Annotated in this window: 25 protein-coding genes; 9 read left to right on the forward strand and 16 right to left on the reverse strand. The window is 68.9% G+C overall.

The features are described from left to right. Positions 1-95 precede the first annotated feature (95 nt). Positions 96-758 carry a response regulator gene (locus ACIGO6_RS15760; RefSeq protein WP_399875893.1) on the reverse strand — a complete coding sequence of 221 codons (663 nt, stop codon included), beginning with the start codon at positions 756-758 and terminating at the stop codon, positions 96-98. Next, complete coding sequence (locus ACIGO6_RS15765; protein ID WP_399875894.1) at positions 755-2,017, reverse strand: sensor histidine kinase; 1,263 nt, start codon at positions 2,015-2,017, stop codon at positions 755-757. Before ACIGO6_RS15765 ends, ACIGO6_RS15760 begins: the two co-directional genes overlap by 4 nt. Positions 2,018-2,111: 94 nt before the next feature. On the opposite strand from ACIGO6_RS15765, the gene ACIGO6_RS15770 reads away from it, so the two are divergent. Next, the gene (locus ACIGO6_RS15770) at positions 2,112-2,672 is read left to right on the forward strand and encodes a GNAT family N-acetyltransferase (RefSeq protein ID WP_399875896.1); all 561 of its coding nucleotides are present in this window, start codon (positions 2,112-2,114) and stop codon (positions 2,670-2,672) included. A 14-nt stretch (positions 2,673-2,686) separates the two neighbouring features. Here the strand turns inward: ACIGO6_RS15770 and ACIGO6_RS15775 are convergent, their stop codons facing one another. The 8 genes from ACIGO6_RS15775 to ACIGO6_RS15810 form a co-directional block, all read right to left on the reverse strand. Further along, a complete protein-coding gene (locus tag ACIGO6_RS15775; protein WP_399875898.1) occupies positions 2,687-4,189 on the reverse strand; it encodes a type IV secretory system conjugative DNA transfer family protein in 1,503 nt (500 codons plus the stop codon). 22 nt (positions 4,190-4,211) lie between these two features. After that, positions 4,212-5,624: an ATP-binding protein gene (locus tag ACIGO6_RS15780; RefSeq protein ID WP_399875900.1), complete on the reverse strand. Its 1,413-nt coding sequence runs from the start codon at positions 5,622-5,624 to the stop codon at positions 4,212-4,214. 12 nt (positions 5,625-5,636) lie between these two features. Beyond that, on the reverse strand, positions 5,637-7,196 hold the full coding sequence (locus ACIGO6_RS15785) for an SCO6880 family protein (RefSeq protein ID WP_399875902.1): 1,560 nt from the start codon (positions 7,194-7,196) through the stop codon (positions 5,637-5,639). Beyond that, positions 7,193-8,545 (reverse strand): hypothetical protein, encoded by a 1,353-nt coding sequence (locus ACIGO6_RS15790; protein WP_399875904.1) that lies wholly within the window; start codon positions 8,543-8,545, stop codon positions 7,193-7,195. Before ACIGO6_RS15790 ends, ACIGO6_RS15785 begins: the two co-directional genes overlap by 4 nt. Further along, positions 8,535-9,347 (reverse strand): hypothetical protein, encoded by an 813-nt coding sequence (locus tag ACIGO6_RS15795; RefSeq protein WP_399875906.1) that lies wholly within the window; start codon positions 9,345-9,347, stop codon positions 8,535-8,537. Before ACIGO6_RS15795 ends, ACIGO6_RS15790 begins: the two co-directional genes overlap by 11 nt. A 171-nt stretch (positions 9,348-9,518) precedes the next feature. Continuing rightward, positions 9,519-9,827 carry a hypothetical protein gene (locus tag ACIGO6_RS15800; RefSeq protein ID WP_190204669.1) on the reverse strand — a complete coding sequence of 103 codons (309 nt, stop codon included), beginning with the start codon at positions 9,825-9,827 and terminating at the stop codon, positions 9,519-9,521. Between the two features lie 218 nt (positions 9,828-10,045). Continuing rightward, on the reverse strand, positions 10,046-10,444 hold the full coding sequence (locus ACIGO6_RS15805; protein ID WP_399875908.1) for a DUF397 domain-containing protein: 399 nt from the start codon (positions 10,442-10,444) through the stop codon (positions 10,046-10,048). Positions 10,445-10,455: 11 nt separating this feature from the next. Beyond that, positions 10,456-11,298 carry a helix-turn-helix domain-containing protein gene (locus ACIGO6_RS15810; RefSeq protein ID WP_399875910.1) on the reverse strand — a complete coding sequence of 281 codons (843 nt, stop codon included), beginning with the start codon at positions 11,296-11,298 and terminating at the stop codon, positions 10,456-10,458. Positions 11,299-11,490: 192 nt separating this feature from the next. Here ACIGO6_RS15810 and ACIGO6_RS15815 point away from each other — a divergent pair, with 192 nt between their 5' ends. Together ACIGO6_RS15815 and ACIGO6_RS15820 are read left to right on the forward strand one after the other, a co-directional pair. After that, complete coding sequence (locus ACIGO6_RS15815) at positions 11,491-11,934, forward strand: ATP-binding protein (protein WP_399875912.1); 444 nt, start codon at positions 11,491-11,493, stop codon at positions 11,932-11,934. 118 nt (positions 11,935-12,052) lie between these two features. After that, positions 12,053-12,751, forward strand: a complete 699-nt coding sequence (locus ACIGO6_RS15820; RefSeq protein ID WP_399875913.1) for a Uma2 family endonuclease — start codon at positions 12,053-12,055, stop codon at positions 12,749-12,751. Positions 12,752-12,937: 186 nt separating this feature from the next. Here ACIGO6_RS15820 and ACIGO6_RS15825 read toward each other — a convergent pair whose 3' ends face one another. Then, the gene (locus tag ACIGO6_RS15825; RefSeq protein WP_399875914.1) at positions 12,938-13,429 is read right to left on the reverse strand and encodes a hypothetical protein; all 492 of its coding nucleotides are present in this window, start codon (positions 13,427-13,429) and stop codon (positions 12,938-12,940) included. Between the two features lie 808 nt (positions 13,430-14,237). Between ACIGO6_RS15825 and ACIGO6_RS15830 the strand changes: the two genes are divergently transcribed. Both ACIGO6_RS15830 and ACIGO6_RS15835 read left to right on the forward strand, forming a co-directional pair. Next, positions 14,238-15,257 (forward strand): NlpC/P60 family protein, encoded by a 1,020-nt coding sequence (locus ACIGO6_RS15830; RefSeq protein ID WP_399875916.1) that lies wholly within the window; start codon positions 14,238-14,240, stop codon positions 15,255-15,257. A 250-nt stretch (positions 15,258-15,507) separates the two neighbouring features. Continuing rightward, positions 15,508-16,212: a phosphatase PAP2 family protein gene (locus tag ACIGO6_RS15835; RefSeq protein ID WP_399875917.1), complete on the forward strand. Its 705-nt coding sequence runs from the start codon at positions 15,508-15,510 to the stop codon at positions 16,210-16,212. A 174-nt stretch (positions 16,213-16,386) separates the two neighbouring features. On the opposite strand, the gene ACIGO6_RS15840 is transcribed toward ACIGO6_RS15835, so the two are convergent. Then, on the reverse strand, positions 16,387-16,554 hold the full coding sequence (locus ACIGO6_RS15840) for a hypothetical protein (RefSeq protein WP_399875919.1): 168 nt from the start codon (positions 16,552-16,554) through the stop codon (positions 16,387-16,389). Positions 16,555-16,646: 92 nt separating this feature from the next. Here ACIGO6_RS15840 and ACIGO6_RS15845 point away from each other — a divergent pair, with 92 nt between their 5' ends. After that, positions 16,647-17,516: a hypothetical protein gene (locus tag ACIGO6_RS15845; protein ID WP_399875920.1), complete on the forward strand. Its 870-nt coding sequence runs from the start codon at positions 16,647-16,649 to the stop codon at positions 17,514-17,516. Between the two features lie 77 nt (positions 17,517-17,593). Next, positions 17,594-17,758, forward strand: coding sequence for a hypothetical protein (locus ACIGO6_RS15850; protein ID WP_399877045.1), 165 nt, complete (start codon positions 17,594-17,596; stop codon positions 17,756-17,758). On the opposite strand, the gene ACIGO6_RS15855 is transcribed toward ACIGO6_RS15850, so the two are convergent. Then, positions 17,744-18,109 carry a metal-sensitive transcriptional regulator gene (locus ACIGO6_RS15855; RefSeq protein WP_399875922.1) on the reverse strand — a complete coding sequence of 122 codons (366 nt, stop codon included), beginning with the start codon at positions 18,107-18,109 and terminating at the stop codon, positions 17,744-17,746. The two genes, ACIGO6_RS15850 and ACIGO6_RS15855, sit on opposite strands and share 15 nt — an antisense overlap. 242 nt (positions 18,110-18,351) lie before the next feature. On the opposite strand from ACIGO6_RS15855, the gene ACIGO6_RS15860 reads away from it, so the two are divergent. Together ACIGO6_RS15860 and pitH are read left to right on the forward strand one after the other, a co-directional pair. Then, on the forward strand, positions 18,352-18,972 hold the full coding sequence (locus tag ACIGO6_RS15860; protein WP_399875924.1) for a DUF47 domain-containing protein: 621 nt from the start codon (positions 18,352-18,354) through the stop codon (positions 18,970-18,972). Positions 18,973-18,979: 7 nt separating this feature from the next. Beyond that, on the forward strand, positions 18,980-19,978 hold the full coding sequence (gene pitH / locus ACIGO6_RS15865; protein ID WP_399875926.1) for a low-affinity phosphate transporter PitH: 999 nt from the start codon (positions 18,980-18,982) through the stop codon (positions 19,976-19,978). 115 nt (positions 19,979-20,093) lie between these two features. Here pitH and pstB read toward each other — a convergent pair whose 3' ends face one another. The 3 genes from pstB to pstC are packed head-to-tail and all read right to left on the reverse strand — an operon-like array spanning position 20,094 to position 22,974. Continuing rightward, positions 20,094-20,870, reverse strand: coding sequence for a phosphate ABC transporter ATP-binding protein PstB (pstB, locus tag ACIGO6_RS15870; protein ID WP_399875928.1), 777 nt, complete (start codon positions 20,868-20,870; stop codon positions 20,094-20,096). A 53-nt stretch (positions 20,871-20,923) separates the two neighbouring features. After that, positions 20,924-21,979, reverse strand: coding sequence for a phosphate ABC transporter permease PstA (pstA, locus tag ACIGO6_RS15875; RefSeq protein ID WP_399875929.1), 1,056 nt, complete (start codon positions 21,977-21,979; stop codon positions 20,924-20,926). Further along, positions 21,976-22,974, reverse strand: a complete 999-nt coding sequence (gene pstC, locus ACIGO6_RS15880; RefSeq protein WP_399875931.1) for a phosphate ABC transporter permease subunit PstC — start codon at positions 22,972-22,974, stop codon at positions 21,976-21,978. Before pstC ends, pstA begins: the two co-directional genes overlap by 4 nt. Positions 22,975-23,046 lie beyond the last annotated feature (72 nt).

Consider the following 23,046-nt stretch of genomic DNA (forward strand, 5'->3'; position numbering starts at 1 on the left):
GGTACTGCAGGGGGGACCCTGTGGGAGAGTAGGACGCCGCCGAACAAATATTGCGAGAAAACCCCGCACCGTCACGGTGCGGGGTTTTCTGCGTTCTACCCCACCAATTTCGTGTCGTACGCCAGGATGACCGCCTGGACGCGGTCCCTCGAGCCTGTCTTGGCCAGGATGCGTCCCACGTGGGTCTTGACCGTCGACTCGGCGAGGTGGAGGCGCTCCGCTATCTCCGTGTTGGTCCAGCCCTGGCCCATCACCCGCAGGATCTCGGTCTCGCGGTCCGTGAGCACGGCCAGGCGCGGATCGGGGGAGGAGGCCTCCGGGGCGGTGGCGGCCGGCAGATGGTGGACGTACGCGTCGAGCAGGCGGCGGGTCAGGCTCGGGGCCACCACCGCATCGCCGGTCGCCACGGCGCGGATGCCGGAGAGCAGCTCCTCCGGCTGGGCGTCCTTGACGAGGAAGCCGGAAGCACCGGCGCGCAGACCGGAGTAGGCGTACTCGTCGAGGTCGAAGGTCGTGAGGATGAGGACGCGGGTGCGGCCGCCGGACGCGACGATGCGGCGGGTCGCCTCGATGCCGTCCAGGCCTGGCATGCGGACGTCCATGAGCACGACGTCGGGGTGGAGTTCGGCCGTCATACGGGCCGCTTCGGCGCCGTTGGCCGCCTCGCCCACGACCGTCATGTCGTCCTGGCTCTCCAGGAGCATGCGGAAGCCGAAGCGCTGGAGTGGCTGGTCGTCGGCGATGAGGACGGTGGTCACTGCGGGGTTTCCTCCGGTAGGTGCAGGTGGACGCGCCAGCCCCGCTCGGGGTGGGGGCGTGGGCCGGCCTCAAGTGTGCCGCCGTACAGGGACGTTCGCTCGCGCATTCCGGCCAGGCCCCGACCGCCGGAGGGAGCGGGGGCCGGGCCGCCGTGGCCGGTGTCGGTGATGGTGAGGGCGACGGCGCCGCCGGGCTCGTAGGAGAGGTCGATGTGGGCGGTGACGTCGGGGCCGGCGTGCTTGAGGGTGTTGGTGAGGGCTTCCTGGATGACGCGGTAGAGCGTGAGCTGGCGGCCTTCCGGAAGCGTGGGGCGGCCCTTGACGGTCGTGCGGACGGGGAGGCCCGCCTTGCGGACTCCGTCGAGGAGGTGGTCGAGGTCGGTGAGCGCGGGTTGGGGGTTCAGCTCGGCCGCCTGGGTGCCGTCCTGCTCGTCGTCGCGCAGGACGTCGAGCAGGCGGCGTAGTTCGTGCAGGGCCTGGCGGCTGGTGGTGCCGATGGCGTCCAGGGCCTGGGCGGCGCGTTCGGGGGACTTCGCGGCGGCGTAGCGGCCGCCGTCGGCGAGGCCGGTGATGACGGCGAGGTTGTGGCCGATGATGTCGTGCATCTCGCGGGCTATGCGGGCGCGTTCGGCGGCGGCGGCGAGCCGGAGCTGCTGGTCGCGTTCCACTTCCAGGCGGTGGGCGCGGTCCTCCAGGGCCTCGGTGTAGTTGCGCCGGGTGCGGACGGTGACGCCGATGAGGGCGGCCACACCGATGGAGAGGAGCTGCGAGCCGAGCTGCTGGTTCCAGGAGCCCGCGCTGTCCCCGTAGCGGGCCACGGTGAGGCAGGTCGGGGCCGACACGAGGGCCACCGCCCACCACAGGTTGCGCAGCGGTCGCCGCAGGGCGATGTGGTGGACGAGGAGCAGCTGGAGCAGGGCCGCTTGGAGGGCGGCGCCCGACCACGCACTCACCAGGGCCGCCGGCACGGTGATGAGGAGGGCGGCCCGGGGATGGCTGCGGCGCTGGAGGAGGGGAAAGGAGAGGGCGAGGCTCAGGGTGACGACCAGGCTGACGGGGACGTCGGGGTTGTGAGCGACGTTGCGCCAGCCACCGGAGGCGTCGATCAGGGCGGCCGTGACCCAGAAGCCGGTGATGTGGAGGTCCCACACGAGGGGGCGGCGCCGGTCGAAGGCGCGGACGCGTCGGTTGACGCGCTGGACGTACTCGGTGAGGGGTTCGGCCGCTCGGTCTTCCGGCGCGGGCTTCGCGGGCTCCATCCGACCATGGTCCGGGGTGCGGCGGCGGTGGGCGTCCGCCGGGGGGTCGTATATCAGGTGAGGTGCGTAGTACCCGGGTATTACGGTGACCCGCATGAGTGCCTCGGTCCCCGGTGACTACGTGATCCGCTCCATACGCGCCGAAGAGTGGCCCGCCGTGAAGGAGTTGCGGTTGCGCGCGCTGCGGGACCCGCTGGCGCACCTCGCCTACCTGGAGACGTACGACGATGCCGCGACCCGGCCGGACACGTACTGGCAGGAGCGGGCGGCCCGGGCTTCCGAGGGCGCGTCCGGGGCCCGGCAGGTCGTCGCGGTGGGGCCGGGGGGCCTGTGGCTCGGCACGCTGACCGTGCTGGTCGAGGAGGCCGGGACGACGGACTGGTACGGGTCGCCCGTGGAGCGGCGTCAGGGGCATGTCGTCGGTGTGTTCGTGCGGCCCGAGTGGCGGGGGAGCGGGCTGACCAAGGCGCTGTTCGACGCCGGGCTGGAGTGGGCCTGGGCGCATGGTCTGGAGCGCGTGCGGCTCATCGTGCACCCGGACAACGGGCGGGCGCAGGGCGCCTACCGCAAGGCGGGGTTCGTGCCGAGCGGGCGGACGGTGCCGCTGGCGGGTGGGCCCGGTGACCACGAGCTGGAGTTCGTGCTCGAACGCTGACGGGCCGGCTGCCGCTACACCGGCAGCTCGTCGTGCGGCCAGCGGGCCCGGCCCTGTTCGCGGGACCGGAGCAGGGCCAGGGACGGCATGCCCCGGTCCGCCCCGGTGGCCAGCAGCTCCGGGAGCTGGGGCAGCGGCGCGACGGCCGCGACGTCGTCCAGGACGAGCGTCAGTGGTGGGTCGAGGCGACCGGAGGATGACCGTTCGGCCATGCGCCGGCCGCGCTCGACCACGCTGGAGACGAGCGCCGTCAGCAGCGGCATCGCGCCCGGGCTCGTACGGGGGTCCTCAATGGATTCACCCACCACGTAAAGGGTTCCCTGTTCGTGGACGAAGGAATCCAAGGCGAGGGCATCAGTTCGGTTGGAAGTGCACGCCTCACGGATGTTGACCATCGACAGGGCGGCGAGGGCCCGGGTGGTCAGCTGCTGGGCCATGTCCCGGCGTTCGGGGTGGGCGGTGAGGGCGCCCTCGAGCTCGCCCGCCGAACCGGGTGCGGCTTTGGGGTGGGTACGCAGGATGCGTACGGCGTCCTGGATCTGTGCGCCCTGGGACCAGCGGTGGATGTGGCGGACGGTGCGGCCGTCGATCGCGGCGGCGTGGAGGTAGCTGCGCATGAGCAGCTCGGCGGTGTCGGCGACCGCCTGGTCGAGGCGGGCGGTGGGGCGGACCGGGGTGAGGAGGGCCGCCGCTCTGGTCGTGGCCGTCTGTCTGTCCTCGCAGCCGGTGGTGGGGGACCAGTGGAGGCGGGCGGGGGTGTCGCAGAGGTGGTTGGGGTCGTAGAGGTGGGTGGGGCCGAGTTTGGCGCGGGCGTCCTTGGTGTCCGACCACAGGGCCGGGTTCGAGGTGATGACGAGCGCGGGGCCCTCCGCGTCGCGCACCGCGTGGACCGCGGTCGCGTGGCGGGTGTCCGGTGAGCCGTAGTGGACGGTTCCTTCGGTGCGGGGTGTGGCCCAGCCGCCCGGCCGTTTGTTCTCGGCTGCGGGGGCCGGGGGCGGTGCTGCCTGCGCGGGCGGCTCCTGTTGCGGCGCCCTCGGGGTCGGCACCTCGTGCACCGGCGTCGGTTCCGGGGCGGGCTCCGGCGTCGGCTCCGGGTTCCGTACGTGCTCCCGCGCCGGGCTCCGTACGTCCTCCGTCGGCAGCTGCGCGCGCCGTCGCTGTCGTAGCGCGCGCCAGCGGGCCACCGTGCCCATGACGAACACCGTCAGCACCACCAGCACCATCAGTTGGCCGATGAACAGCCCCCAGAAGAGGCCGTAGCCGGAGAGCGCCGCCTCGGGGGTGTCCGGCCAGGCGCCGGTGATGTCGTGGGGTTCGGCGATCAGGTGGCGCATGGCCAGGGGGGTGCTGGTGAAGGTGACGCCGGTGGGCCAGGCGCCGTGGGCGAACAGGCCAGCGAGACCGGTCGCCGTCCACACCAGCAGGGTCATGCCGAGGAGGAAGGCGAGTATGCCGATCAGCAGGCCGTCCGGGATGCCGCCGCCCTGGCCGTCCCGCCGCTGGTCGTCCGGTCTCATCGGTCCGTCCCTCCCCCTGCGCCTAGGCCACCGTCGATTCGGACGCGTCGCCGAGGTGCTGCTCCATGAAGGCCGCGGCGCGTTCCTCCGCCTCCAGTTCGGCGGCGCGCAGGGCGTCGTCGGCCAGGTCGGAGGAGGACTCGGTCATCGCGCGGTCGGTGAAGACCAGGGGGCGTTCGGTCTCGGTGATCAGGTGCTTGACCACCTGCACATTGCCGTTGACGTCCCACACCGCGATGCCGGGGGTGAGGGTGGGGATGATCTCCACAGCCCAGCGGGGGAGCCCCAGGACGCGGCCCGTAGACCTCGCCTCGTCGGCCTTCTGGGCGTAGATCGTCCGGGTCGAGGCCATCTTGAGGATGGCCGCGGCCTCCCGCGCCGCCGCGCCGTCGACGACGTCCGACAGGTGGTGCACCACCGCCACGAACGACAGGCCCAGCCGGCGCCCGAACTTCAGCAGCCGCTGGAACAGCTGCGCCACGAACGGGCTGTTGATGATGTGCCAGGCCTCCTCGACCAGGAAGATGCGTTTCTTCCGGTCGGGGCGGATCCAGGTGTGCTCCAGCCACACGCCGACGATGGCCATCAGGATGGGCATGGCGATGGAGTTGCGGTCGATGTGGGAGAGGTCGAAGACGATGAGCGGGGCGTCGAGGTCGATGCCGACCGTCGTCGGACCGTCGAACATGCCGCGCAGGTCACCGTCGACGAGCCGGTCCAGGACCAGCGCCACGTCCAGGCCCCACGCCCGTACGTCGTCTATGGCGACGTTCATCGCCTCGGCCGACTCCGGCTCGGGGTGGCGCAGCTGCTCGACGATGTCGGTGAGGACCGGCTGGCGTTCGACGATGGTCTCGTTGACGTAGGCGTGCGCGACCTTGAGGGCGAAGCCGGAGCGTTCGTCCAGGCCGTGGCCCATGGCGACCTCGATGATCGTCCGGAGCAGGGCCAGCTGCCCGGTCGTCGTGATCGCCGGGTCGAGCGGGTTGAGCCGGATGCCGTGGTCCAGGGCGGCCATCGGGTCGAGGCGGATGGGAGTTATCCCCAGCTCTTCGGCGATGAGGTTCCACTCGCCGACGCCGTCCTCGCCCTGGGCGTCCAGGACGACGACCTGGCGGTCGCGGAAGCGGAGCTGGCGCAGGACGTACGTCTTCTCCAGCGCCGACTTGCCGTTGCCCGACTCGCCGAGCACCAGCCAGTGCGGGGCGGGGAGCTGCTGGCCGTAGAGCTGGAAGGGGTCGTAGATGTAGCCCTTGCCGGAGTAGACCTCGCGGCCGATGATCACACCGGAGTCGCCGAGGCCGGGCGCGGCGGTCGGCAGGTAGACGGCCTGCGCCTGGCCGGTCGAGGTGCGGACGGGGAGGCGGGTCGTCTCCACCTTCCCGAAGAGGAAGGAGGTGAAGGCTTCGGTGAGGACGGACAGCGGGTCCCGCATCAGGCTCAGCCCCTACCTTCGGATGCCGGTGGCGAACGGAAGTGTGTTCACGAAGGCGCGGTGGTGCTCGCGGTCGCACCACTCCAGCTTCAGGTACGACTTTCCGGCCGAGGCCCTTATCGTCCGCTTGTCGCGGCCCAGCGCCTCGGGGGTGCGGGAGGACACGGTGATGTAGCCGACCAGGTTGACGCCGGCCGCGCCGCTGGCGAGGTCCTCGCCGCGCTGGTCGAGACGCGAGTGGGCGGCGATGTCGCGCGGGTCGACGGTGCGGTTCATCTTGGCGGCGCGGGACGCCTCGGCGTCGTCGTTCGTCTTCTCGGTCAGCATGCGTTCGATGGCGACCTCGGTGGGTTCGAGGTCCATCGTCACGGCGACGGTGCGGATGACGTCGGGGGTGTGGACGAGGAGCGGCGCGAGGAAGTTCACGCCGACCGGGGTCATCGGCCACTCCTTGACCCAGGCGGTGGCGTGGCACCAGGGCGCGCGGGTGGAGGATTCGCGGGTCTTGGCCTGGAGGTAGGTGGGCTCCATGGCGTCCAGCTCGGCCGGCCAGGCGTTGCGCTTGGTCATCGCCTGGATGTGGTCGATGGGGTGGTCCGGGTCGTACATGGAGTGGATGAGCGAGGCGAGCCGGCCCTGGCCGAGCGGCTGCCGGACGCGGATGTCGGCCTCCTGGAGGCGGGAGCAGATGTCGGTCAGCTCACGCGCCATGACGACGGCCAGGCCCGCGTCCCGGTCCAGCTTGCGCCCGTTCTGCGACCGGGAGGCCCGGGCCATGGCGTTGGCCTCGGCGGCCAGTTCGCGGGTGTAGTGCATGCAGGCGACGAGGTAGGCGCGGTGCTGCTCGCTGCTGGTGGACACCATGGACTGCAGCTGGTCGTACGACTGCTGGAGCCATGGCAGCGCCCTGTCGTCGCCGCGTACGGCGACGTCCTTGGCGTGCGCGTCGGGGTCGGCCGGGAGGGTGCGGGCGAGCATCTGGATGCGGGTGACGAAGCCGTCGCCGTTGGCCACGTGCTTGAGCAGGGTGCCGAAGCGGTCGACGAGGGCTTCCTGGTCCTCGGAGTCGCGAAGGCCGACGCCGGGGCCCTCGATCTCGATCGCGGCCGTCACCGTCTTGCGGTCGGCGTGCAGCAGTACGGCGATCTCGTCCGGGCCGAAGGGCGCGGCCAGCCACGTGATGCGGCCGATGCCGGGGGGCGGGCCGACCTCGACCTCCCGGCCGTCGAGCCGGGTGCCGGCCTCGATGGCGCCGGAGCGGTAGGTGGTGCCGCTGCGCAGCGTGCGCTTGTAGCTGCGGTTGATCTCGAACCACTTGTAGAACGTCCGGTGCTTGTACGGCACGTAGACGGCGGCCAGCGCGAGCAGGGGGAAGCCGACGAGCAGCACGATGCGCAGGGACAGGACGGGGACGAGAAGCCCGCACATCATGCCGAGGAACGCGCCGACGATGATCAGCGCGATCTCACCGGTCTCGCGGTTGCGGCCGACGATCGCGTTCGGCCGGGCACGGCCGATGAGATACGTACGGCGGGGCGTGACCGGATGGGACACGTGGGACTCGGTCGTCAACGCCCGTCACCTCCTGTGCTGTTGCTACCGCGGTTGGAGCGGTTGTTGCTGGCGTGGGGCGTGTTCACCGGGCTGCCGGAGCGCGGTGCGGGCGCGGCGGAGGGGACACTTCCGCCACCGCCGTTCGAGGGGCGCGAGCTGTGCGCGGCGACTCCGCCGGAGGCGGGGTTCGAGGGCCGGGCCGCGGCGGAGGAGCCGGCCTGGCCGCCTCCGCCGTCGCCGTTGTGCCGGCTGCTGTGGGTTCTGATGCCCTGGGCGACCAGGTTCGCCGGGGAGCTGATGACGGCGGCGGCCTTGCCTTCGGCACCCTGCATGATGCGGTTGTTGCGGCTGTTCGCGATCTCGTCGCCGAAGCCGGGGACGAAGCGGTAGATCATCGCCGAGGCGAAGATCGCGAGCAGGATGATGGCGAGGCCGGAGACGACGGCCGAGAAGGCGTCGGGCCCGTCGTCCGTGGAGAGCGCGCCGGCCAGCCCGAGGACGATGACGATGACGGGCTTGACCAGGATCACGGCGATCATGATGCCCGCCCAGCGGCGGACGTGGCCCCACAGGTTCTTGTCGACCAGCCCCGCGTACACGACCGTGCCGAGCAGGGCGCCGACGTAGAGCAGGGCGGCGCGGATGACGAGCTCCAGCCACAGGACGCCGGCGGCGAGGATCGACACCAGCGAGACGACGACCAGCATGATCGGGCCGCCGCCGATGTCCTCGCCCTTCTCCAGGGCGCCGGAGAACGTGCCGAAGAACGTGTCCGTCTGGTCGCCGGTCGCCTTCGCGAGGACGTCGGTGACGCCGTCGGTCGCCGAGACGACCGTGTACAGGATCAGCGGCGTGAACGCCGACGCCAGGACGGTGAGCCAGAGGAACCCGATGGCCTCGGAGAGCGCGGTGGCGAGGGGGACGCCGCGCACGGCACGCTTGGTCACCGCCAGGAGCCACAGGACGAGCGTGAGGATCGTCGACGCCGCGAAGACGACGGCGTACTGCTGGAGGAACTGCGGGTTCGTGAAGTCGACGTTGGCGGTGTCCTGCACGGCGGCGCTGAGCTTGTCGACGGTCCAGGCCGCGGCGTCGGCACAGCCCTTGGCGAGGGAGGAGAGGGGGTCGAGGGTGGAGGTGACGCCCTCGGGGGTGCTGGTGCCTCCGCCGGTGGATCCGCCGCCGGATTCTCCGCGTTCGCAGTAGTCCTTGGCGGGGCCGCGGATGAGGTCGCAGGGGTCTTCGGTGTCCGTCGGCGTGGGTGTGGGCGTGGGTGCGGCAACGGCCCGGGTGGCCAGCAGCACCATGGCAGCCTGTACCGCGGCAACGGCGGTCGTGGCCTTGAGGATGCGGTGGTTAGCGCGCATACGTGAACCCTCCGTACTCCTCGACGGCCTTCGTCATGTCGTCGGCGGTGGAGGCCCTCTGATCGCGGCCGACCGGCACGGGTCCGTCCTTCTGCTGGAAGTCGGCGACTTTCCAGTCGTCATTGGTCCACGTCAGCTGGTACGTCGTGGTGTACCAGCTCTCGGTGACCGGGTTGGTGGACTTGCCGCCCGAGAGGCCGAAGAGGGACGTGTACCAAACCTCGACCGTGGCCTTCTCCGTGCTGGATGCGGTCACCTTGGTGCCCACGGGGATCACCCGCGAGACAAAGGTCTGACCGGCCGGTGCCTTGCCGTTCTTGTCCAGGCCGATGTTCGCCAGGAACTCCTGGTTCGAGTACGCACCGTCCAGATCTGCCTGCCGGGAGGCAGCGACATCCGGCGCATAGACGGTGTCGACGATCGCGTGCCGTCTGGCCTTGTCGAACATGTCGGCCGAGCCCAGAGCCACCGCGTAGTTCGCCGCCGCGCTCTGCGCCCCCTGCTGGTCGTGGGCGAAGCCCGACTGGACCGGCTGCGTTCCAGAGGGCGTCGTCGCCGACGTCTTGGGCTTGTCGGCGGCGTCGTCCGAGGATGCGGAATCGTCTCCTCCACGGTTCGCGAAGGCGATCGCCGCGATGAGGAGGACCACGACGCCGACCACGGTGACCAGGCTCCGCGACGAGGAGCGACCGGTGCGCCGGGGCCCGCCGTAGCCGTCGCCGCCCGCGTCGGGCAGCCGGGTCCGGGTCTGGCCCGTACCGCCGTAACCGCCGGAGGACTGGTGATCGTCTCCGAGACTCATGCCGCGTACGCCCCCTCGACGTCGTACCTGCCGTACGAGTACGACGGTAGCCGTGCTGGTTCCCGCGCGGGCGCGGTGTTATGACTCGACATCAGGGAAACGCAACCTCAGCCAGGTTGGCACGACGGGCGGGTGGGGTTGGAGGAAAGGCAAGGGACGATACGCGTCGGGCTAGACAGCCATCCCGTACACGATGGTGAACAGCGTGCCGAGCGAGCCGATGATGAACACGCCCGTCAGACCGGCGATGATGAGGCCCTTGCCCTGCTCCGCGCTGAACGTGTCGCGGAGCGCGGTGGCACCGATGCGCTGCTTGGCGGCGCCCCAGATGGCGATGCCGAGACAGAGCAGGATGGCTACGGCCATGACGACCTGGACCATCGTCTTCGCCTCGGTCCCCAGCGCACCGAAGGGGCCCCAGTCCGGAGCGATCCCGCCGATGATGGTGTTGATGTCTCCCTTGTCGGCCGCAAAGAGCATGTAAGTCACCGCCCCTGGTGGGTAGTTCCGCGCCCTCTGCGGTTGTGCAGAGGTCAGGCCTCATTGTCGCCGACGATGGCGCCCTCGTATGTCGCCTTGGCGTCATTGATTGGCGGGTTTCGTACGAATAGCTTGCCACCGGTCCGCGCCGGCCCCTAGCAGGGTGGCGTGGACCGGTGGGTGAAGAGTCGTATGGTCACTCTGTGTATCACGTCAGGTTACGCCAAGCAATGATGCCGAGGCGCAACCTGCCGCGCGGTCGCGTCGTTGAGCCCTTCTGCGAAGTGATCGAACTCGCCCGCCTTCACGCCGAGCACGAAGGCCTCCCACTTCTGACGATCGGTCGTGACGACCGTTCCCGGGGTGCCGGTGGCGTGGACGCGGACGGGGGTCTTGGGGTCATTCCCCTGAGTGAACGCGACCTGGATGGACGTCGGCCGCGTGTTCGCCTTCAGCGCGGTGAGCAGGGCGCCGAAGGCGGTCGGGGTGGTGGTGAGTATGGATCCGGTGGGGTCGCTGCTCTCGGTGAGATGGATGCCGGTGGGGGTTGCGGTGACGTGGAGGCATGCCTCGCCTTCGCCGCAGTAGGAGGACTTTTGCCAGGTGACGGTGGGCATCTGAATCCCTTTCACAGACTCTGGGCGATGACGTGGATGAGCTCGCGGGACTCTTCGGGCGGTAGAGCCGTGGCCGCCATGCGGTCGAGGAGGACCCGGTACTTGTCGAGCTGGGCCTCGGCGTCGATGAGTGCCGAGCCGTGGGACTGGTCGAGGTGCACTGTGTCGAGCTGGGGTACGGGGCCGTGTGCGTACAGGATCGACTGCCCCGAGCCGGGGTAGGCGCCGGCCGTGAACGGAATGACCTGCACGGTGATGTGGCTGCGCTCGCTCATGCTGATGACGTGTTGCAGCTGCCGCTTGGTGACTTCACGGCCACCGAACTGCATCCGGAGCGCGGCTTCGTGGATGAGTACGTGGTAGGGCGTCGGTGAGTCGCTGAACAGCACTGTTTGCCGCTTGATGCGGAAGGACAGCCGGTGCTCGACATCTGGGGGCGTCAGCTCTGGTACGACCTGACGGAACACCTCGCGCGCGTGGTCGTGGATCTGGAGCAGTCCTGGGATGTGCGCGGTGATACCCGCACGAAGCCGCACCGCGTGGTGTTCCATCTCGGCGAGGTCCAGCAGCGTGCTGGGCAGGGTCTCGCGGTACTCCTCCCACCACCCGCGGGATCTTTCGCTGGTCATGTCGCCCAGTGCCTGGACGAGCGGCTGGTCGGCGCAGTCGTAGTGACAGGCCAGAGCGCGTACCCGTTCGGGGCTCACGCCTACCCGTCCGGCCTCCATGTTGCTGATCTGAGCCTGCTTGATGCCCAGGAGTTGACCGGCCTCCGTGGCGGTCAGGCCGGCGCGCTCGCGGAGCTTGCGCAGTTCAGCGCCAAAGCGCAACTGGCGACCCGTCGGGTTCCTCACGGGTGTGCAGCCTCCTCGTTGTCACCCACACGGGTGCTAGTGAATGCGATTCTCCAGATTCAGTAAATACATTCACTAGTCGCCGCTACCTTACAAGTGGCGCCCCGCTCAGAAGTGCACCGGTCGACGGATCGGCAGGCCACTGGGCATCTCCATCCATCGTCCAACTACCCGTACTGACCGGAGACTTCCATGGCCACGGTAAACCCGTCCTGGGGCTACACCCTCCACCTCCCGCACGATCCACGCGCACCGGGGATCGCCCGCACAACCCTCCGTGCCGCCCTGGCCGCGCACGGCCTCGCTGAACTGACGCCGACCGCCGAGCTGGTGGCCGCCGAACTCCTCGCCAACGCCCACCTCCACACCGCTGGCCCCTACGCCCTCCGCATCCTGTCGAGGGAGCCGGGGCGGTTGCGGGTCGGTGTGTGGGACAGCGACTGGAGGGTGCCGCCCGGCTTCCGGGACGGGGAGCAGCCCGGTGCCGTGGCTCCGGAAGACGCCGAGAGTGGTCGGGGTCTGCATCTGGTGCGGGCCTGCGCGGATGCCTTCGGGGTCTCCGTATTGCGCGAGCTCGGTGCGTCGAAGGGCGGGAAGCTGCTGTGGGCCGAGTGCCGGCGGAGCGACCTGCCGTGACGGTCGGGGCCGGGCAGCGGTTCAGGAAGTACGGTGAATGCTCCGAGCGGGATACCGGGCCTCCCACCGAACCCGCTCGCGTGAGCGAAGACGCCGATGAGGCAGAGGAACGGAGGTGATGGGCGCGGAATCGGACGCTGGCACCGGGCCACCCCTGCGCCCTCGCCCCGGCAGGCTCCGTGAGGTCGGCGAGAGAGTCGAGAGGCTGACGGGTCTGCGGGCGCAGATCATGGGAGGAAAGCCCGTGATGTCACCGGCCCCACAGGGAAAGCACGCGGGCGTTGTATGGAAGGTTCGACGGCAGCTCGATGGTGTGCTGCCCGAAGGGCTTGCCGCCTTTGAGGTGTCCTCCATCGCCCTGCCCGATGACCCCGACGACTACGTAACCCCGGACTTGATCGTCCTGCCCATGGAGTGGGCGGACGACGACGATTGGCTCGCCGACCCACGAGACTGCGCCCTCGCCGTGGAAGCCATCTCGCCGTCCGAGAAGTCCAGGGAGATCAGGGGGCAAGGCCGACTCGTACGCCGTTGCCCGAGTCCCCGCTCTTTTCGTTATCGACCCCGTAAGGGCACGTGGGATCTTAATACTCGGCCGGACAACGGCGCCTACCAGAATGTGCAGTCCGGCAAGTTTGGTGAGTCTGTGAGGCTGCCCCGGCCGCTGGCCGGGGAAATCGCCACAGACGATTTCCCGTTGTACGGCGACACGCAGGAGTCGGGCCGCAGTCGACGGCACGTCGCTTATAAGCCATGGAAATCCCCGGGCCTGTCATCGGAGTCTTGCGACGGTATTCGCCACGTCCGATGGTCCTAACCTGCTGGCTCATGGCGGAGTGGCCGTGGTGGTTCGCTTGGCTGAGCGGTACGCACTGCCGGAGAAGGTGCGGCGGGCCGGGGTGGGCAACGGAGCTGACGCCGCGTCGGACGCGAAGGTGATGACGCTGGCGCGACGACGAAGGCGTTCGAAGACTCATGTGCGTGAAGCCCGTAGATGGGGTAATTAGCCGCAATGGGTGGCGTTCGTCTCCACAAAGGCAGTGTGGCCTTTCCACTCGATGTACCCAAATATGGCGATACACCTCCCGGCAGCCTTAACGGACACAGGGCCGGCGTAGCTTTTGTAGTAGCCCCTGTCCGAGTCGGTACTCACGACGCTCTGGCACAGGTCCCCAGGCCTGTTGGACGTGCAGGCAGATATTTCGGCGGCCATCGGCTTTGATGTTCCGTATCCGCCAGTTTGATTCGCTACAGTGACGCCACAGTTAACGCCGGTAGAAGAGTTGTAGTAGAGGTAGTGGTAGCCGTATACTTTTTTGCCGTCACTATAGGCGATAACGTTGTAGGTGTCGATCAAGCTGCCGGTGCAACCGTAGCCGCCCGCATGCGCCGCTGGTGATATCGATAGGGTGCCGAGCGTTACGGCAAATATAATCGAGAGCCTGGTAGCGATTTTTGAGATATTGCGCCTAAGTGCAGCCTGCAAGACGTGCATCCAATCTTGAATCCCTGAAGTATGGCGCTGTGATTTTAAGGTATTGCATTCAGACTGTCAGGCGTTTCTGGATTTTTCCTTTTCCATTCATTCACCCTTTAAGAGGTTTTTGGTTCGCTTGGGTGTTTCGTGCTGAACTTGAACGGGGATTGCCCTCCTGGTTCGGCTGACAGTCGACGGCTGGGTGCGCTATCTGAGTGTGGTGTGATAGACGCGTATGGGGGCGGACTCACCGGCAGGGAACGGGCCGGCCTGGGAACGGATCCGGCTGCTCGGCCGAGCGCAGCCAGGACCTCGTTGGCTCCCGGGGTGTAGTGGTACGCGGTGGCGATTCCGATGCCGGACCCTGCGGCGAACTGGGCAAGGTGTCACCCCACCTCAGACGTGCCAGGATCGCTGTCGGGTAGACAAGCACGCGAGGCTCCTGGTGAGCACGGGTGGCCTTGGCCGTGAACTTGTCTGCCAGCAGTCTGGCCGTCCCTCGAAACCATGCAACACGCGGCTAGCACCGCCAGGTTGGTGGCGGCACCGTGCTTAATTGGCCGGTCCGGGCGAGGCGAGTCGCCTGGTCTGCACTCCCTCGTGGCCGAGGCTCGCGTGATCGGAGAGGGGCGAGTCACCGGTGCTGGGCTGCGTCAGGCGATGGGCGTTGCCCAGAACCGGCCGAGTTCCCGGTGTGGCTTCCCAGGCGTACGTCCTCTTGGGGCTGAGCGACCTGGCCGGAAGGCGCGCCCGCAGTGGTATACCGCTTCATGGGATCCGGTGAAATACCGTCACACTTGCTGGACCTGGCCTGGGAAGCGGCTGGATGGGGAAAGGTTGGGCCGTGCGCAAAGTGTGGTTCATCGGAGGCGCCGCAGTCGGACTGGGCGTCAGCTTCGTGATGCTGCTCGTCGTGGGCGTCTACGTCGTCGCCGGGAACCTCGCGGGCGGTGCCGGGGGCGGGTCGAAGAAGCTCGCCAAGGGGACGGTTCCCGCTGCCTACCAGCCGCTCGTGCAGAAGTGGGGCAATCTCTGCCCCGCCATCAACCCGGCGTTGCTCGCCGCCCAGCTCTACCAGGAGAGTGGCTTCAACCCGAAGGCGCAGAGTCACGCGGCGGCGCAGGGGATTGCGCAGTTCATCCCCGGGACGTGGGCCACCCACGGGATCGATGGTGACGGGGATGGGGACCGGGATGTCTGGGATCCGGCGGATGCCATTCCGTCGGCCGCGTCGTACGACTGCTCCCTCGCGTCGTACGTGAAGGACGTGCCCGGCGACCCGACCGAGAACATGCTGGCCTCCTACAACGCGGGCGCCTACGCGGTCATCAAGTACCAGGGCGTGCCGCCGTACAAGGAGACCCAGAACTACGTCAAGGTGATCACGACTCTGGAGAAGAGCTTCGCCGCGCCAACGACTCGCGTCGACCCCTCCGAGCAGGCCGCCGGGGCCATCGCCTACGCGCAGAAGAAGCTCGGGACGCCCTATCTGTGGGGTGGGAACGGGACGGCGGATCAGGGTGGGCGGTTCGACTGTTCGGGGCTGACCAAGGCCGCGTACGAGAGCGTGGGGATCAAGCTGCCCCGGGTCGCGAACGATCAGTACAACGCGGGGCCGCATCCGGGGAGGGACGAGCTGCTCCCCGGCGACCTGGTGTTCTTCTCGGACGATCTCACCAACTCGCGGGCGATCCGGCATGTGGGGATCTATGTGGGTGGCGGGTACATGATCGACGCGCCGCGGCCGGGGGCTGTGATCCGGTTCGACCCGATCGACACCCCTGATTACTTCGGTGCCACCCGGGTCACCGAGGATGGCGCAAAAGCACTGCCCACCACGGTGTGAATGCCAGGGTGGGCACGGAACGTGAACTTGTGCCCTGAGCTGCGGCGATGTGGGCTACGGCGTGTCTCTCTTCGATAACGTCTGCGTGATCATTCGGTGGAGTGTGGAACGTATCAACGGGGACCGTGCGTTCCTGTTGACGTGTAGGTGTGCGGGGACCCAGGGGAGCCGTCGGATCTACGACCACGGGGGTGGCAGAAGAGGCGTGCGACCGGTGCGCCGGAGGACATGACGAAGGGGCCGCTGCACCATGGCTGGACTCGCCGAATCCGGGTCGAACCCCGACGTCGAGCTGCTCTATGACATCAACGGACTGGCCAAGGCCGCACCGCACTGGTTCGACCGGGTCATGGAGTTCGTGGGTGAGTACGGACTGCTGTTCGCGATCGTGCTGCTGGTGCTGTGGTGCTGGTGGTCCGGGCGGAAGCGGGGCGCCGAGGACGCGGCCTCGAACGTCGCCGCGCTGGTGTGGGCGCCGCTCGCGGCCGGCGTCGCGGTCCTGGTCAACGTGCCGATACGGGGGTTCGTCGAGCGGCCCCGGCCGTTCAAGACGCATGACGGGCTGGAAGTGCTCGTCGACGGGAAGAACGACTTCTCCTTTGTGAGTGATCACGCGACGCTCGTCATGGCGTTGGCCGTTGCCCTGTTCGTCGCGAACCGGAAGTTCGGGCTGGTCGCGATTGTGCTGGCCGTGCTCGGGGGGTTCGCGCGGGTTTATATGGGTGTGCACTATCCGACGGACGTCATCGGTGGGTTTGCGCTCGGTACGGCGGTTGCGTTGCTGCTTTCGCCGGTTGCCATGGCGTTGCTGACGCCGCTGGCGCGGGCTGTGGAGCGGTCGCCGCGGGTGGGGTGGCTGATCAGTGCGCGGGGTGGTGCCGGGGGGCGGGGGGCTGTGATTCCTCGGGCGCGTGAGGAGCGGGCCGGGGTGGAGGAGCGGGATCTCGCCGCGTAGGTGTAGGGCGCGGCCGGGGTGGTGTGGGCCGGGGGTGGGTGCGCGGCCCGGCGCTTGCGGGGTGCCGCCTGCGCCCACCCGTGCCGCCCTGGGCGGCACGAATGCCCGCGGGCTGCGGCGGCCGCGCGTGCCCGCGGGCTGCGGCGGCACGAATGCCCGCAGGCTGCCCGCGGGTTACGAGGTGTGGGATTTGGCGTCGGTGCGGGCCTGGCTTCTGGCTCTTCGGGCCGGGCCGCGCCAGCCGCAGGTGCAGCGGGCCAGGCAGAAGGGGCCCTGCTCGACCGTCGTCGTGAGGTGTTCCGGGACTTCCTGAGGGACTTCGAGACCGTCCTGCTGTGCCACGCCGCCAACGTTACCGGGGTCACCGGCCCTCGTTAACCGGGACGGCAGGGGGCCCGGAACGGGCGGGACGGCTGGGGTAGGTGCACGTGGCGATGATCGGGCGGGAGAGGGAGCGGCGGGGCAAGGGGGCGGCCGAAGGGCTTGCCGTCATCGGGGGCCTCGTCTGTGTGTGTCTCGCGGGCGGGGCGTGTTCCGGGGAGGGGACCACCGCCGTTCAGGGTTCCGGCACCGGTGAGCCGGTCGCCGTGCTGCACCGGGCCGCCGACCGGCTCGTGGCCGCCGGAAGCGCCAAGGCGCATACCGCGGTGGAGATGGCCAGCGGCGGGACGCGGGTGACCGTCCGGGGCGAGGGTGTGTACGACTTCCAGGAGCGCCTCGGGCGGCTGAAGGTCCGTCTGCCGCAGGATCCGGCGGGGACGAGCGTCCGCCGGCCGATCACCGAACTGCTCACGCCGGGCGCGCTGTTCATGAAGAACCGGGGTGCCGGTGTGCCCGACGACAAGTGGGTGCGGGTGGAGACCGCCTCGCTGGCCGACGGGAACCTGGTGACCGGCGGGGCGACGGACCCCCTCGCCGCCGCCGAGGTGCTGCGGGGGACGGAGACGGCGACGTACCTGGGGCGGACGCGGGTCGCGGGGACCGCGGTGCGGCACTACCGGGGGACCGCCGATCTGGCGCGGGCGGCGCGCGACGCCTCGGACGCCAACCGGCAGGCGCTGGCCGCGGCGGCCGAGGGCTTCGCCACCGCCGACGTGCCCTTCGACGTCTACCTCGACGACGAGGGCCGCATCCGCAAGATCCGGCACCGCTTCAGCTTCTCCAACGGGCGGCACGCGGGCACCGTCACCGTCGCCTCGACGACGCTGCTCCACGACTTCGGCGCCGCCGTCCGCGTACGGCTGCCCGCGGACTCGGACATCTACGCCGGCCGGATCGCGGAGCCGTCGGACGGCAAGAACTAGCCCTTCCGTGCCATGCGCGGTGTGTAGACCGCTCCCTACTCTAGGAAGCCGGTGACGGCAGAGACGAGGTGACGCGCGTGGCTCCGGTCGGCGGTACGGCGGTTCAGGACCACGTGGCCCTCGCCGAGATCGAGCTGTGCGGGGAGCTGATCATCGCGGCGTCGGCCGCCCGGGAGCGGCTCAGCCTGGAGAGCATCGACGAGGTGCTGCGGGTCACCGAGGAGCGGTCACGTACGCAGTAGGCGGCCGATCGCCTTCGTCGCCTCCTCCACCTTCGCGTCGATCTCGGCGCCGCCCTTGACGGCGGCGTCGGCGACGCAGTGGCGCAGGTGCTCCTCCAGGAGCTGCAGGGCGAAGGACTGCAGGGCCTTGGTGGAGGCGGAGACCTGGGTGAGTATGTCGATGCAGTAGACGTCCTCGTCGACCATCCGCTGCAGGCCGCGGATCTGGCCCTCGATGCGGCGCAGGCGCTTGAGGTGCTCGTCCTTCTGCTTGTGGTACCCGTGCACACCGCGGTCGTGGTCGGTCACGGGCGCGACCGCGTCGGCTGTGGTGGTGGAGGGCGCACCTGCGCCGGCCTCGGTGGTCGTCATCGCGTCCTCCTGGTGTGCGTGCGGGCTGCGGGCGGACATGGGGCGGATAACGGACATATACCCCTGCCGGGTATATGGTAACGAACTTTGCGGGGTAAGGGGCCCTTGCCGAAGCCGCCGAGGTCGCCCCCCTGCTCATCACCGTGCCCGATGGGCGACACTGGGGGACGGCCCGTTAGCCGTGGCCGGATGATGCGCCTAGCATCAGCCTGACCGAAACCGATGCACCCCGAGGACCCCACGTGCGCTTTCGTCTGACCCCCAGGGAGACGAGCTTCTACGACATGTTCGCCGCTTCCGCGGACAACATCGTCACGGGCTCCAAGCTCCTGATGGAACTGCTCGGGGCGGACGCATCCGCCCGGGCCGAGATCGCAGAGCGTATGCGGGCCGCCGAACACGCGGGTGACGACGCCACGCACGCGATCTTCCACCAGCTGAACTCCTCGTTCATCACGCCGTTCGACCGCGAGGACATCTACTCCCTCGCCTCCTCCCTCGACGACATCATGGACTTCATGGAGGAGGCCGTCGACCTGGTCGTCCTCTACAACGTGGAGCAGCTGCCCAAGGGCGTCGAGCAGCAGATCGAGGTGCTGGCGCGGGCCGCCGAGCTGACCGCCGAGGCGATGCCGAACCTGCGCACCATGGACAACCTCACCGAGTACTGGATCGAGGTCAACCGGCTGGAGAACCAGGCCGACCAGATCCACCGCAAGCTGCTCGCGCACCTCTTCAACGGCAAGTACGACGCCATCGAGGTGCTGAAGCTCAAGCAGATCGTGGACGTGCTGGAGGAAGCGGCCGACGCGTTCGAGCACGTGGCGAACACGGTGGAGACCATCGCCGTCAAGGAGTCCTGAGCACTTCATGGACACCTTTGCTCTGGTCGTGACCATCGGGGTCGCGCTCTTCTTCACGTACACCAACGGTTTCCACGACTCGGCCAACGCGATCGCGACCTCCGTGTCGACGCGTGCGCTGACGCCGCGGGCGGCGCTCGCGATGGCCGCCGTCATGAACCTCGCCGGCGCGTTCCTCGGCTCCGGGGTCGCCAAGACCGTCAGCGAGGGGCTGATCGAGACGCCCGAGGGCTCGAAGGGGATGGGCATCCTCTTCGCGGCGCTCGTGGGCGCGATCGTCTGGAACCTGATCACCTGGTACTTCGGGCTGCCGTCGTCGTCCTCGCACGCGTTGTTCGGCGGCATGGTGGGCGCGGCGCTGGCCGGGAGCACGACCGTGTACTGGCACGGGGTCGTCGACAAGATCGTCATTCCGATGTTCGTGTCCCCGGTCGTCGGTCTGATCGCCGGTTACCTGGTGATGACGGCCATCATGTGGATCTTCCGGCGGGCCAACCCGCACAAGGCGAAGCGGGGCTTCCGCATCGCGCAGACGGTGTCGGCGGCGGGTATGGCGCTGGGTCACGGTCTGCAGGACGCGCAGAAGACGATGGGCATCGTGGTGATGGCGCTGGTCATCGCCGACGTCGAGGACTACGGCGACCCGATTCCGGTGTGGGTGAAGATCGCCTGCGCGCTGATGCTGTCCGCGGGGACGTACGCGGGTGGCTGGCGGATCATGCGGACGCTGGGGCGGAAGATCATCGAGCTTGATCCGCCGCAGGGGTTTGCCGCGGAGACGACTGGCGCGTCGATCATGTTCGGGTCGGCGTTCCTGTTCCACGCGCCGATCTCGACCACGCACGTGATCACTTCGGCGATCATGGGTGTGGGGGCGACGAAGCGGGTGAACGCCGTGCGGTGGGGCGTCGCGAAGAACATCATCATGGGGTGGTTCATCACGATGCCGGCGGCTGCGGTGGTGGCCGCGTGTTCCTTCTGGCTGGTGGACCTGGTGGTTCTGTAGGCGGTTCTGTAGACGGTGCCTACGCAGATGGGCCCGCCCCCGGATTCCGGGGGCGGGCCCTTGTGCTCCTCGCGGTGGCACCGCCATGCAGCACCGCGAGGGGATCGGGTCGGGTCTAGCCGAAGCGGCCCGAGATGTAGTCCTCCGTGGCCTGGACCGACGGGTTGGAGAAGATCCGCTCCGTGTCGTCGATCTCGATCAGCTTGCCGGGCTGGCCGACCGCCGCCAGGTTGAAGAACGCCGTACGGTCGGAGACACGCGCCGCCTGCTGCATGTTGTGCGTCACGATGACGATCGTGAAGCGCTCCTTCAGCTCGCCGATCAGGTCCTCGATGGCGAGCGTGGAGATCGGGTCCAGGGCGGAGCAGGGCTCGTCCATGAGCAGGACGTTCGGCTCGACCGCGATCGCGCGGGCGATGCACAGGCGCTGCTGCTGACCGCCGGAGAGGCCGGAGCCCGGCTTGTTCAGGCGGTCCTTGACCTCGTTCCAGAGGTTCGCGCCCTTGAGGGACTTCTCGACGACGTCGTCCAGCTGGGACTTCTTGTACTTGCCGTTCAGGCGCAGGCCCGCCGCCACGTTGTCGTAGACCGACATGGTCGGGAACGGGTTCGGGCGCTGGAAGACCATGCCGACCTCGCGGCGCACGGACACCGGGTCGATGCCGGCGCCGTAGAGGTTCTCGTCGTCGAGCATGACCTTGCCGTCCACCCGGCCACCGGGCGTGACCTCGTGCATGCGGTTGAGCGTGCGCAGGAAGGTGGACTTGCCGCAGCCGGAGGGGCCGATGAAGGCCGTCACGGAGCGGGGCTCGACGGTCATCGAGATGTCCTCGATGGCCAGGAAGGAGCCGTAGTAGGCGTTGAGGCCGCTGACATCTATGCGCTTGGCCATGGGAATCACTGCTTCTTTCGGGTCGCTGACGGGAATTCGCTTGTGGCCGCGCGTCAGCGACCGGTCTTCGGGGCCTTCCAGCGGGCGATACCGCGGGCCGCCAGGTTGAGGATCATCACGAAGGCGATCAGGGTGAGAGCCGCGGCCCAGGCGCGGTCGTACGCCGCCTCCGAGCCCGCGCTGTTCGAGTACTGCTGGTAGACGTACAGCGGCAGCGACGCCTGCGCCCCTTCGAAGGGGTTGTTGTTGATGAACGGGTTGCCGAACACCAGCAGCAGGACGGGTGCGGTCTCACCGGCGATACGGGCGACCGCCAGCATCACACCGGTGGTGATACCGCCGATGGCCGTCGGCAGGACCACCTTCAGGATGGTGCGCCACTTGGGCACGCCCAGTGCCAGGGATGCCTCACGCAGCTCGTTCGGGACGAGCTTGAGCATCTCCTCCGTGGAGCGGACCACGACCGGCATCATCAGGATCGCGAGGGCGAGGGCGCCCGCGAAGCCGGAGAAGCCCATGTCGAAGATGAGCAGAAGGCTGAGGATGAACAGACCGGCGACGATCGACGGGATGCCGGTCATCACGTCGACGAAGAAGGTGACGGCGCGGGCCAGGTGGCCGCTGCCGTACTCGACCAGGTAGATCGCGGTGAGCACACCGATCGGCGCGGCGATCAGGGTGGCGATGCCGACCTGCTCCAGGGTGCCGATGATGGCGTGGTAGATACCGCCGCCGGGCTCGGTGTCGGCGACGACGCCCATGGAGTGGCTCAGGAAGTAGCCGTCGAGGACCTTCACACCGCGGCTGACGGTCGTCCACACCAGGGAGACCAGCGGCACCACGGCGAGCAGGAAGGCGACCCAGACCAGCGAGGTCGCGACGCGGTCCTTGGCCTGGCGCTTGCCCTCGACGCCGGCGGCGATGACGTACGTACCGAAGACGAAGAGCAGCGCGGCGATCAGGCCCCACTGGACCCTGCTGTCGATGCCGGTGGCCAGGCCGAGGCCGACGGAGACGGCGAGCGAACCCGCGGCGATGGCCCAGGGGGACCACTTCGGCAGCCGGGCGCCCTGGAGCGAGCTCGGGCGCTGGACGGTCGTGGTGCTCATGCGTTGGCCCCCGAGTACTCCTTGCGGCGGGCGATGATCATGCGGGCCGCGCCGTTGACCAGCAGGGTGATGACGAACAGGACGAGACCGGAGGCGATCAGCGCGTCACGGCCGAACTCGTTCGCCTCACCGAACTTGCTGGCGATGTTCTGGGCGAAGGTGCCGCCGCCCGGGTTGAGCAGGCTGCCGTGGATCAGGAAGTCCGGGGAGAGCACGGTGGCGACGGCCATCGTCTCGCCGAGGGCGCGGCCGAGGCCGAGCATCGAGGCGGAGATCACGCCGGAGCGCCCGAAGGGCAGCACCGACATCCGGATGACCTCCCAGCGCGTGGCGCCGAGGGCCAGCGCGGCCTCCTCGTTCATCCGCGGGACCTGCTTGAACACCTCGCGGCTCACGTTGGTGATGATCGGCAGGATCATGATCGCGAGCAGGATGCCGACGGTGAGCATCGAGCGGGCCGGGCCTTCCTCCCACGAGAAGATGCCGGTCCAGCGGAAGTAGTCGTTCAGCCAGCCGAAGAGGCCGTTCATGTGCGGAACGAGGATCAGCGCGCCCCACAGGCCGTACACGATGGACGGTACGGCGGCGAGCAGGTCGATCACGTAGGCGATCGGGCCGCTCAGCCTGCGCGGGGCGTAGTGGGTGAGGAACAGCGCGATGGCGACGGCGATCGGGACCGCGATGACCATGGCGATGATCGAGGAGATGACCGTGCCGTAGGCCAGGACCGCGATGCCGAAGACCGGCTCGGTGGCGCCGGTGTTCCACTCGAAGGTCGTGAGGAAGTTGCCCTCGTTCTTGCCGATGGCGATGGCGGCACGCCAGGTGAGGAAGACCGCGATGGCGGCCATGATCACCAGCAGGAAGATGCCCGAGCCACGGGCGAGACCGCGGAAGACGCGGTCTCCGGGGCGGGTGGCGCCGCGCACGTTGCTCTTGTGCTCGGCCACGGTCGGCTGTGGTGGGGGAGGAGGTGTCTTCGTCGTTATGTCCATCGGGTTCTCCGGTCTGCGGTGCCCTGCTGTGCGCGGGGCTCCTGGCGGCGGTGCACCGGACGGTGCGGCCCG

The organism is Streptomyces sp. NPDC053750 (genome assembly GCF_044544295.1).
Lineage (GTDB): Bacteria > Actinomycetota > Actinomycetes > Streptomycetales > Streptomycetaceae > Streptomyces.